Raw genomic sequence first — 1568 nt, 5'->3', positions numbered from 1 at the left:
GAGACCAGCTATGAAAAGTCAAGTATAAATTAGCCAGAAATTCAATTTTTTTGTTTCGGGTAAAAAGGGTAACTTTAACAAAGCTCCCTAAAAGCCCTTTTTCAAAATCTATCGATTATGGTATGCAGACCGCTTATTCGAGGTTAAATTCTACTTCGTCAGTGAGCATCTTCCAGATGACTCTGACAAGCTTGCCAGCACAGTGTCCAAGGGCATTGTAGTGGGTTCGGCCTTCAGCTCTCTTGGCATCATAATAAGCCTTGAAAGTAGCGTTGTTTTTAACAACATTGTGAGCTGCATTTATAAGGGCATAGCGTAATACCCTTGAACCTCGCTTGGACATTCTGGTTCTCTGTGCCTGGAAATTACCAGACTGATGAACCGATGGATCCAGTCCGGCGAACGCAAGCAGTTTCTTTGGTTCTGAGAAATGGTGTATATCACCAATCTCACCAAGGATCATCCCGCCATTGATGAAACCAATTCCGGGAATGGTCATAATCACAGAGTGCAGGCAGGTGACAAGATTTGCCATTTCAAGCTCTGTGTGAAACAATTGGCTATCCAGTAACTCAATCTGTTCAATGGTGTGAGTTATCTGAATAGATAAAGAACTGTCATTGACACCGACAGACTTCTGTGCGAGAACTCTTAATTCTCTGGCTTTCTCCTTACCGAAATGGCCGTGGGAAGCAACTTCGAGAAGGTGAGCAAGATGGGTCATATGCATAGAAGCAATGGCAGTTGGTGTCGGAGCCTCTTTAAGGAGGGCATAGACAGAATTCTGATGCAGGCCAGATTTGAAGAAATACTGTAGTTCAGGGAAAACCTGATCCACATAAGAAGTCAGCTGTATTTTTAAACGGGTACGCTGCTTCACCAGTTTCTGACGGAATCTGCCGAGCTCTTTGAGTTCAATATAATCCAGATCATCCAGGGTCATGAATCGTAAGGAGTCCTGCATCATAAGGGTTTTAGCAATAACAAACGTGTCGACTTTATCAGTCTTAGTCTTGCGTACATTATTTTTACGCATAGAAGAAGTCTGAATCGGGTTTAGAACACACACTTTAAAGTCCTTGCTGATAAGAAAACGAACAAGGTTGTCACCGTAGTGTGCCGTTGACTCAAGACCTATGATGATGCTGTTCTGGTCAAGTGGTGCCAGTTTAGAAAGCAGCAGATAGAAGCCATCATAGTCATTTGTGAATTTGAACGGCTCAATGAGTATCTCGCCGTCGGAAGAAATCGCAGCGGCGAAATGGTTAAGTTTGGCAATATCAATGCCGACGTAAATCATGAGGTTGTACCTCCCTTTCATAAAGTCTGATACCGTGGTATCCACCAACAATTATCATCGTAGACTTGATTGAAATAAGTACTCTGAGCAAACGCTCTGGCAACATCCAGCTAATAAACAATTCAGATAAAAGAGATGGCAATACACTCCTGTTGAGTAGTCAAAGCTACAGAAAAAAATCAAAAGTCACAGTATCTGAATGTATTAAACCACGAAACAAAAAAAGAAAGGAAGTATGTTGTTTTTGCTTCTAATAACATCATACAAG

At 41.8% G+C, this 1568-nt stretch carries 1 protein-coding gene; it reads right to left on the bottom strand.

Annotation, left to right across the window (positions count from 1 at the left end):
- Nucleotides 1–133 precede the first annotated feature (133 nt).
- Complete coding sequence (locus LJE12_RS19495) at nucleotides 134–1300, bottom strand: IS110 family transposase (protein WP_195981057.1); 1167 nt, start codon at nucleotides 1298–1300, stop codon at nucleotides 134–136.
- Nucleotides 1301–1568 lie beyond the last annotated feature (268 nt).

Origin of the sequence: Blautia sp. DFI.6.71 (genome assembly GCF_020593585.1) — a bacterium.
GTDB classification, from domain to species: domain Bacteria; phylum Bacillota; class Clostridia; order Lachnospirales; family Lachnospiraceae; genus Blautia_A; species Blautia_A wexlerae.
This window is presented reverse-complemented; position numbering and strand designations above follow the sequence as displayed.

What these genes read in the sequence shown, in the direction of transcription:
- LJE12_RS19495 (WP_195981057.1), bottom strand. Translation starts at nt 1,300, where the DNA reads ATGATTTACGTCGGCATTGATATTGCCAAACTTAACCATTTCGCCGCT.